This is a genomic window from Nostoc sp. DedQUE04, from assembly GCF_034530995.1.
GTDB lineage: Bacteria > Cyanobacteriota > Cyanobacteriia > Cyanobacteriales > Nostocaceae > Nostoc.
Map to the genome: position 1 here is coordinate 17,913 of NZ_JAVRCA010000094.1, position 10,375 is coordinate 28,287.

Consider the following 10,375-nt stretch of genomic DNA (forward strand, 5'->3'; position numbering starts at 1 on the left):
AGGAGAGAGGCTTTGAACTTTAGAACTTTACTCCCCAACGCTAGTAGGGAAGCGTCTCGTAGAGAAGTACTGACTACGCCTACGCAATTGTTGATTTGGTGTTCGCAGTTGTTGATTTGGCGAACGCAATTGTTGATTTGGCGTACGCATTTGTTATTTCGGCGATCGCATTTCTATAAAATGAAGAGAATATGTAGTTTTGCTGTAGTCGAATATTTCAGTTAGGGACTAACGATACAATCACTATACAGATTTATTAGTATCATCTTTAGCACATGATTGTTAATTTGTACAGTACTTAATTAATAAAAATTACGAATTACGAATTACGAATTACGAATTATTTAACAGGAGTCTTGATGAATACACTACAGCTAGAGCAGGTAGAGCAATTGCAAGCCACTGCGAACAAGATGGAAGTAACGCTGGGTGCGATCGCTGATGCTGTAGTTTGGGTAGGAGAAGACCGACTGATTCAATGGTGCAATTCTCGCTTTGAGTCTTTAGTAAACCAACCTCACGGTACTGTGTGCGGTGCGAAGTTAACTGACTTGCTACCCCTTACCCAATCAGGACAACCAGTTGCTTTATCATGCTATCCTGATGTGCAGATACTCAATGGGGAGTATGAAACAGCAAATTATCAGTTGCAGCAAGATGAGCAAATAACATTACAAATTTCTGGTAGCTCTACCGGAATGACTGGCGATCGCTGTGCCATACTGGTGATTCGGGATATCACATTGACGCAACGAACTCAAGAATCCTTACAAGAAATTGAGGAGCGATTGCAGACATTAATTAACGCTACACCCGATATTATCTGTTTAAAAGACGGTGAGGGCAAATGGTTGCTGTCAAACCAGGCTAACCTAGAATTTTTAGAGCTACAAGGCGTTGATTATCAAGGCAAAACAGACTCAGAACTGGCAGAATTTAGCAATTTTTATCACGATGCTTTGCTCAACTGCAATAAAACAGATGAACGAGCTTGGCAATTGGGATGTGTGCATCGGGTAGAAGAAGCTGTTCCTCGCCCTGATGGCACAGTGAGCAGTTTAGATATGATTAAAGCTCCCCTATTTCACCAGGATGGTAGACGTAAAGCTCTGGTGGTTTTAGGGCGGGATCTGAGCGAACGCAAACAAACCCAAGTAGCTTTAGAAAATTCTCTATCTTTATTAAGCGCTATCTTTGAATCGATTCAAGATGGTATATTAGTAGTCGATAGCTCAAGTAAAATCGCTAGTTATAATCAAAAGTTCTTAGAAATGTGGTCAATTCCACCAGAACTTTTGACGGAACCAGATCATCCTCAGCGACTAGTGTATCTGGCAAACCAATTAAAAGACCCTGATGAATTTTTGCAACGAGTCCGAGAATTATATTCACAGCCGGAATTAGTTAGTTACGACTGGTTAGAACTAGAAGATGGCAGAGTATTTGAGCGCTACTCTTGTCCTCAGCGCATCGGCGAACAAATTATTGGTAGAGTGTGGAGTTTCCGCGACATCACCCAGCGCCAAAGGGCTGAAGCAGCACTGCGACAAAGTGAATTACAATACCGCAGTATTTTTGAAGCAATTAATGATGGACTATTTATTACTGAAATAGAGACTGAAAAAGTCGCCGAAGTTAATCCGGCGGCTTGTCAGATGCACGGTTACTCTTATGAAGAATTTCTCACTTTACATCCATCTGCTTATATTCACCCAGACTCACATTCTGTTTTTCTAGAGTTTGTCGAGAAAACCCGATGTGGCGAGCAATTTTATGGACAAGCAGTTGATATCTGCAAAGATGGCAGTTTAATAGATGTGGAAGTCAAAGGAACGACTTGTATCTACAATGGCAAGCGACACATCTTAGCAATAGTCCGGGATATTACGGCTCGCAAACGCACCGAAGAAGCCTTACGTCAAAGCGAAGCTCAGTACCGCGATTTGGTGCAAACAGCAAACTGTATCATTCTGCGTTGGGATGGCAATGGTGACATTATATTTTTAAATGACTACGGTCAAAGGCTTTTTGGTTTCGATGTAGATGAGATTATCGGAAGCAATGTTATTGGTACAATCGTTCCAGAAACGGAAACTTCTGGGCGCGATTTGCAGACATTAATGGTTGATATTTGTCAGCAGCCAGAAAATTATCTATTTAACGAAAACGAGAACTCATGCAAAAATGGCGATCGCGTCTGGATAGTCTGGGCGAATAAACCCATTTTAGATGCCCAAGGAAACTTAATCGAAATTCTTTCAGTCGGCACTGATGCCACAGAACGCAAACGCGCCGAAGCAGCCCTCCAAGAAAGTGAGTTAAAATTCCGTAGCATTGTTGAAAATGCCAACGATCTGATATTTGTGCTTTCACCAGAAGGAATTTTTACTTATCACTCGCCCAATGTGACTGCACTGATGGGCTACAGCCTAGAGGAAATCGAAGGTCATTCTGTGGTGGAGTTTACCAAACCGGAAGACTTAGCAACTAGTGCCACTGCCTTACAAAAAGCGATAACTGGCGAAAAGCTGACTAATATTGAAGTGCGATTGCGACACCAAGATGGTAGCTGGCGATGGTTCAACTTTAACACTTCCACAATTAACACTCCTAGCGGTGAAATTGCGATCGCCGGCGTGGGACGCGACATCACAGAACGCAAGCAAGCAGAAGAAGCCTTGCGTCGTAGTGAAATGAAATACCGCAACATCTTTGAAAATTCCCAAGTGGGGATTTTTCGCACCTGCCAAAAAGATGGATTGATTATCGATGCTAATCAACGTGGTGCCGAAATATTAGGTTTTACCTCTGCTGCCGACTTAATTGGCAAGTATTTCACAACTGATTTATATGTCAATCCAGAAGAACGGGTGCAAATGTTAGCAGAGTTAGAACAGTCCGGCGAAGTTCGCAATTTTGAAGTAGCACTGCGACGCTTGGATGGATTTGTTGTTTGGGTACTGTTATCACTTCGTCTCAACGCCGAAGAATCCTGTTTGGATTGTGTTTTTACAGATATTAGCCAACGCAAACAGCAAGAACAAGCTTTACGCTTAATTGTTGAGGGTACAGCCGCGAAAACAGGCAATGAATTCTTCAATTCGTGCGTTCGTTACCTTGCCGAAGTCTTGCAGGTTCAATATGCCTTAGTGACTGAGTTTGATGACGAGCCAAAAACGAGAGTCCGCACTTTGGCATTTTGGTGTAATGGGGCTATTAACGATAACTTGGAATACGATTTGCAGGGTACTCCTTGCGAACACACCTTGCGAGGCAATATGTGTCATTACCCGCAAGCAGTACAAACTAGTTTTCCAGAAGATGCCGATTTAGTGAAGATGAATGCCGAGAGTTTTTTTGGCGTTCCTCTCACCAGTTCATCCGGCGAAATCATCGGACATCTAGCAGTAATAGATGTCAAACCCATGAAACCCGATCCGGGACGGGAACTGATTGTGAAAATATTTGCTGCCCGTGCCGGTGCCGAATTGGAACGCAAACAAGCAGAAGCAGCCCTACAGGAAAGCGAGTTAAAGTTTCGCACTATCGTTGAAAAAGTTAACGATGTGCTGTTTGTTCTTGATGCTGATGGAATTTTCAACTATATTTCTCCAAATATCTTGAAGACTACCGGATTTGCCCCCAGCGAAATGGAGGGTAATTCTTTGGCATCCTTTACTCATCCCGACGATGTGCCCAAATGTCAAGAAGTTGCCCAAAGTATTCTGGCAACAGGTGAGGGAATTTCGGGGACTGAGTACCGCGCTAAACATCGGAATGGGGACTGGGTTTGGCTAACTAGTAATGCAGTCCGCACACAAGATGCCCAAGGTAATTTTCAGATTGTCGGCGTAGCTCGTGATATTAGCGATCGCAAACAAGCAGAAGCAGCCTTGCAACGTCGTACTCAAGCCGAAAGTTTAATCAGCAGCATTTCTCGGCAATTTATTGACCAAGATTTAGCAACAGCAATAAATTTTACACTGCGAGCGATCGCTGAATTTATTGATGCTGAACACAGTTGCATCTTTGAATGCTCCCAAGATAAACGTGAATTCAACCTGATCCATGAATGGTGTGGTGAAGATGTTGCACCATTGATTGATATTGCCAGAGGTTCGCCTGTAGAAGTTTTCCCCTATTTCTACGAGCCGATTCTTTGTGGTAGGCATCGACAAATCTCTTGCGTGGAAGATTTACCCCTGCATCTACCTGAGCGACAACTTTTTGAAAGTATGTCGTTTCAATCTATACTAGCTGTGCCAATGGTTCATGCTGGCAAAGTCGTTGGGTTTGTTGGTGCAGCGATGATTCACTACTCAAAAACCTGGAACCAAGAAGATATTAATCTATTGAAACTGGTAGGTGAAATAATTGCGATCGGTCGAGCTAGGCATCAAGCAGAAGAAGCGCTGAGAATTGCCAAAGAAGCTGCCGAAACTGCCAACCGAGCCAAGAGTGCTTTTTTGGCTAATATGAGTCACGAACTCCGCACTCCTCTAAATGCAATTTTGGGTTTTTCCCAATTAATGGAGCGAGACATTAGCCTCAACTCAAACCAGCGCGAATCATTAGCTACCATTAACCGCAGTGGAGAACACTTGCTTAACCTGATTAACGATGTCTTGGAAATGTCCAAAATTGAAGCTGGACAAATCATTTTCAACCCCGAAGACTTCGATCTATATCTGCTGTTGCAAACATTACAAGAGATGTTCCAAGTGCGGACACAGGCAAAGCAATTGTTTCTCAAATTTGAAATGGCTCCCAATCTCCCCCGCTACATCCAAACAGATGAAGGTAAACTCCGCCAAGTGCTAATTAATCTTTTGGGTAACGCCGTCAAGTTTACTCAGACTGGGGGAGTAACTTTGCGGGTGAGGATGGGGACTGGGGACTGGGGACAAGGGGACAAGGGGACAAGGGGACAAGGAGACAAGGAGAATAACCATGCCCAATGCCCAATGCCCAATGCCCAATCCTTATTTTTTGAAGTCGAAGACACTGGACGGGGAATAGCGGCAGCAGAAATGAATAACCTGTTTCAGCCTTTTGTCCAGACAACAAGCGGTATTCAAACTAAGGAGGGAACTGGACTCGGACTGACTATCAGCCGTCAATTTGTGCGGTTGCTGGGAGGCGATATTTACTTAACGAGTAGCGTTGGACAAGGGTCTATTTTTAGCTTTGACATTCAAGTGAATTTAGCCGCAGCTTTGAAAGCTGCACCAAAATTGAATAAGGGACGAGTACTCAAGCTAGCAGAAGGCCAAGCATCTTACCGTATTCTCGTAGTAGATGACCGTAAAGAAAACCGCGATTTGATTGTGCAACTTCTTGGTAGCATTGGTTTTGAAATTCAGGCTGCGACTAATGGACAAGAAGCGATCGCTATTTGGCAAACCTGGCAACCTCACCTAATTTGGATGGATATGCGGATGCCTGTAATCAACGGCTACGATGCCACTAAAGAGATTAGAGCCAAGGAAAAAAATACAACTAGAAATTTCCGCACTGTAATTATTGCCCTAACTGCCAGTGCTTTTGAAGAACAACAGGCAAGTATCTTAGCCGCAGGTTGTGACGATTTGGTTCGTAAGCCATTCCGAGAGCAAGTGATTTTTGAAAAGATCGCTGAATATTTGCAAGTACGTTATATCTGTGCAGAAGAAAGCAATGAAGATGCAATAGGCAACAATTTAGAAAATACTCAATCTACTATCTTGGATCTTCGCTCTGCAATTACCATTATGCCTACCCAATGGCTTACAGAACTGAATCAGGCAGCCGTTGAAGTCGATGCTGAAAGGATTTTGCAACTCATTGAGCAAATTCCCCAAACTCACTCTGCTTTGGCAGAAAAATTGGCAAATTTAGTCCGCAACTTTTGCTTCGATGAAATTATCGACTTAACTGAGGAAAATATCTAATTATGAATAACAAAACTAAATTCTTGACTTTTGTCACCGTAATGCTAACAGTTTCTTCTTTGACTATTAGCACAGTTGTCGCCAAGGCGAAACTAACGAATCAGTCAAAACTGTTTATTAACGGTATTGGCACAGTAAAAGTTGGCATGACTGTCCCTCAAGCGGTAAAGGCTGCTGGTACTAAGCTAGTGGGCGATTCACCAAATAATAATTGCTATTATGTTAAGCCACAAAATGAACCCAAAAATCTTTCGTTCATGGTGACAAAAGGCAGAATTTCGAGAGTAGATGTCAGGCAAAATAATCAGATTACTACCTTCAAAGGTGCAAAAATTGGCGACACCGAGGCGCAAATCAAGTCTCTTTACCCAGGACAAATTCAAGTCACACCTCATAAATACGTCCAAAACGGACATTACCTAACTTTCATCCCGAAAGACTCTAGCGATCGCAACTATCGCCTAGTCTTCGAGACTGATGGTAAACTTGTCACTGAGTTCAGAGCGGGTAAATTGCCAGAAGTCGAATATGTTGAGGGCTGCTCTTAATTTAATCATCTTGCAAAAAAGTTTTGTAGTATATTGAAGCGTTTTTCAGCAAAAGGTTTTAGCGATTCTGGTAAGTTATATCATGTCCGCTTGATTACTTATTAAACCCGAAGAACCCCACCCCGCCAAAGCTATGCTTTGTCTCCCCTCCCCGCAAGCGGGGAGGGGTTGGGGGTGGGGTGCAATGACTGTGAGAATCATAACTATTGATCCGGACTTTATATTATTCGTTTCCAGCTAACTATCCTCAATGTGCATCAATCTGAATATTGTTTGCTTCAAAGGCTTGCCGCACCCGTAGACGGAACTCTCGCCCAACGTTCCATTGTTCCATAGGTGCGGTTTTAATCCAGACGCGCACTAACATACCCGTATGGGATAGGTCATCAATCCCCAACACTTGGGGCGATTCTAGCAGGCGATCGCCCCATTCTACTTCGCTATACAATTGTTTGCATACTTGCTTGAGAATCTCTAAAACCTGCTTGGGGTCGTTTTCATAAGCCACTACAATGGAAAAGTCTACCCGCGACCAGAGACGGGTTAGATTGCTGACATTGGTGATATTGCTATTGGGAATGGTAATTAGTTTACCTTCGTTATTACGTAGTTGAGTCACCCGCAGGTTGAGATTTTCCACCAGTCCGCTTTTATCCCCAATCTCAATTACATCTCCCACAGCAAATTGATCCTCCATCAAAATCAAGCAGCCATTGACCAAATCTTTAATCAGACTTTGGGAACCAAGAGAAATGGCGATACCAATGACAGCGCCCCCTGCCAAAATTGAACTGGTGGGCATATTAAATGCGTTTAGAGAATGCAAGATACCCAAGGTAATGAAAATAAAGGTGATTAATCCTTTGAGTGCCCCGGAAACTGTTGCAGCTCGTAGCGCAATCCGTTGAGTTTCACTCAAAGGGAGAGAGGAATGGGTTGTCCAGACATCAGTGAGGCGGTCAATTAAGGTTTTGCCGATCCGAATAACAAGACTGATGAAAAACCAAATAATCAGTAGCGCCAGGGGCCTAGCTAAAGCGTCCTTCGACCATCTCATCAGGTAGGGGACGCGATACATGATGACCGCAATCCCGATGTACCACATCAGAATAAATGCCCAAAACAGTAGCCATGCGAGCAGAGAATAGATCCCCAGTTGGCCCTTGAGGCTGAACTGTCGCCGGATCGTTTCTAGAAACTGCGATCGCTGATGGGCGATGGTGTCTGTCTTTGTTTGACTGTCGCTGGTTTCTATTGTGTGAATAGTTGTGGATGTTTCTGCCTCAGTTCGCTTGACCACACCCTGTTTTACCGCAGCTATCTGCTCTTGATGGCGAACTTCCAATGCCGTCTGTTTGCGAATTAGAGTTCGGCGCAGTAACCACAACACAACACTCCCCAACACTAAGCTGACGCTGATTTGTAGTGCCTGCCCAATTCGTTGCAACAATATCTCATGCGAGAAGAGTCTATTAATGCGTTCCACTTCTGCTTGTAATATTTTTTGCCACTCCTGCGCCAATTCTTCCAGAGTTTTCCCGTGGTAGTCAGCATCTGGCTCTGTTACCGTCACCAGCCTTAAAGGACGGGTCGTTCGATCGTCACTGAGTTGGAGGATTGAATCCTGATTCAGAATGGCAATAGAAACCACAGGAGTTTGTTTAGCTTTATTAGTTCGGTCGAGCGCTCGCATCAGCCGTTGTGTAATTTCTTCGGCACGTACCTCTACTGGAAGAGATCCGTCTGGCGGTTGGCTACGATTAAAAACAGTGGGAGAGACAATCTCAAACAAGGAGTCTCTGTCTAAGGGTGAATACACAGAGGCAATTTCATACATCCCAAGGCGGGTAACACCCTTAGGTGGCTGGCGCGGGTCGTTGGAGGCTGCGGTAGGTAACGAAGGTAGTTGACTGTGAGCGATCGCACTCCAACCAAGTACTATTGCGATCGTCATCACACTGACTAGCACAAACCGAATTATTGAATGGAGGAAGCGATTAAACAGGAACATATCTATGGTCAAGTGATTGAGTAACTGATATTAGTGTCGGTCATCGTCCGACTTTAATTTTTTATCATTAATTAATTTGAGAGATTTTAGGACAAGTAAAATGGCAATTTTATCTCCATGTGGTCTTCAATTAGTAGCAGGTCTAAATCTCTCACACTTTTAATTCTGACTTGCTTTTTCTAAATTATTCTTCAATAGAAAAATCTGGCGATGCCTGCGGTTTTTGCTAGCCTACGCTTCCTATACAAAAGCTCTAGAATTCAAAAATGGCAAAAGTTCTTGGATGACAAAACAAGGTTAAGAAAGTTTGCAAGTGTTAACTAGCAAATACACATTTAAGGGGATGATATAAAATGCGATCTTCGTTGTCATAACTGAGGAGTTTTATGGCGATCAAATCTTCAAATTCGTTTTTAGCGGTAGCACTGGCGATCGCTTCTTTGAGTTTTCCCGTATCCGTCAAAGCCGATACCGTGAATGCCCGTTGCGATGTATTCCCAAAAGGAGAAGACCGCGCCACATCCTCTGGCCCTTGTACCTTTTCCCAACGTCAGGGTGCGGTTAGCATTCAACTAGAAAATGGTAATAGCTATGACCTGCTCCCTTCGGGTAATCGACCCGGCAATTATCGCGATCGAAATGGTGATGCTGCCTATCGACAAACTGGACTTGGCGATCGAGGACAGATTTATCGTCTCGCCAATGAGTCGATTTTTGTCTATTGGGATACATCTGCCAATCGACAAAACTCAGGTAACAGAAATCAGAGGGCTGCTGCTAGGCGTCAGCCGGAAGCGGGTACTACCGTCTCTCGGTTGAGCGATTTAGTGGGGGCAAGGGCAGGACAGGCAGAAAACACAGTGAAAAAACGGGGCTATCGATGGGTCAAAAGTGATGATTCGGGCTACGGCTACTGGCTAGAAGGCAAAACCAACTACTGTGTAACTATCCAAACAGACCAAGGACGCTATCAATCGATCGTTTACACGGGGAATTCAGAGGATTGTAAGAATTAGTTGCTATCTGGACAAACAATCCAATTTAGAAGTGTATTTTTATATAGGACTAGTATTTGATTTTTGAAAAGATACGTAGGGTGTGTAGCTGCGAGAGTACGACACCATCATCAAGGGTTTGGTGCGTTACGAACTGCGTTCTAACACACCCTACAATACCTAATTTTGTTCAAAAATCAAATATGATTCCTATATAACAGTTGAAGGTGCCGAATGTGAGATAAAAACTGCAAAGACATGGGTTTCGTCTTTGTCTTTATATAGCCGTCGCCAGTAGTGTTAGGACATCAACAGACGATCGAACCTAGACACAAAAAGACTTTTCACCCAGTCCCCAGTCCCCAGTCCCCAGTCCCCAGTCCCCAGTCCCCAGCTATAAAACCCAACCATACAACAGACTAAAAACGAGTTCTGCTATTGCTCCAATCGCCGGAATCGCAATTACCACGGAAATGCTCAATCCCATTAATGGCAATCCGTCCACTGCGTCGATCGATCTCAACACGCGGATGATTTAGCCCATTTACTTGGTATTTTCCCGTGATTTGCTCAGGTGTGACACGGAGATCCTTGAGGTTCCACCATCCATTAGTACCGCCTGAATTAATTGGCGGGATGAGCCTTCCGCCCAGATGAATTTTTCCCTGCATATTACGAATCTCGACTTGAACCTCGGAATCGAACTCGTTTGTCGAAGACTCTACACGATTTTGCAGTTCATAGCGATGACGGCGTGAGTTCCATTCATAGCTGTTGCGGTTTTCAACACTTGGTTTGCGACCTTCACCGTAGCAGATTAAGGTCAGTCTTTGGCGTATTAGACTTATCCTTAATATAAATAACATGGGATAATAAAAAGCTGGAGTAAAA

At 43.7% G+C, this 10,375-nt stretch carries 5 protein-coding genes; 3 read left to right on the forward strand and 2 right to left on the reverse strand.

Features of this window, described 5'->3' with window-relative positions; translation table 11 throughout:
• The first annotated feature begins 359 nt into the window (after positions 1-359).
• Together RM049_RS36255 and RM049_RS36260 are read left to right on the forward strand one after the other, a co-directional pair.
• The gene (locus RM049_RS36255; RefSeq protein ID WP_322707665.1) at positions 360-5,930 is read left to right on the forward strand and encodes a PAS domain S-box protein; all 5,571 of its coding nucleotides are present in this window, start codon (positions 360-362) and stop codon (positions 5,928-5,930) included.
• A gap of 2 nt (positions 5,931-5,932) precedes the next feature.
• A complete protein-coding gene (locus RM049_RS36260; RefSeq protein ID WP_322707666.1) occupies positions 5,933-6,478 on the forward strand; it encodes a hypothetical protein in 546 nt (181 codons plus the stop codon).
• Between the two features lie 247 nt (positions 6,479-6,725).
• Here RM049_RS36260 and RM049_RS36265 read toward each other — a convergent pair whose 3' ends face one another.
• Entirely contained in the window at positions 6,726-8,489 is a 1,764-nt protein-coding gene (locus tag RM049_RS36265; protein ID WP_322707667.1) for a mechanosensitive ion channel family protein, read from the reverse strand.
• A gap of 386 nt (positions 8,490-8,875) precedes the next feature.
• Here RM049_RS36265 and RM049_RS36270 point away from each other — a divergent pair, with 386 nt between their 5' ends.
• Positions 8,876-9,505 carry a hypothetical protein gene (locus tag RM049_RS36270; RefSeq protein ID WP_322707668.1) on the forward strand — a complete coding sequence of 210 codons (630 nt, stop codon included), beginning with the start codon at positions 8,876-8,878 and terminating at the stop codon, positions 9,503-9,505.
• Between the two features lie 398 nt (positions 9,506-9,903).
• On the opposite strand, the gene RM049_RS36275 is transcribed toward RM049_RS36270, so the two are convergent.
• The coding region (locus RM049_RS36275) for a hypothetical protein (RefSeq protein WP_322707669.1) at positions 9,904-10,375 on the reverse strand (472 nt) is incomplete at its 5' end.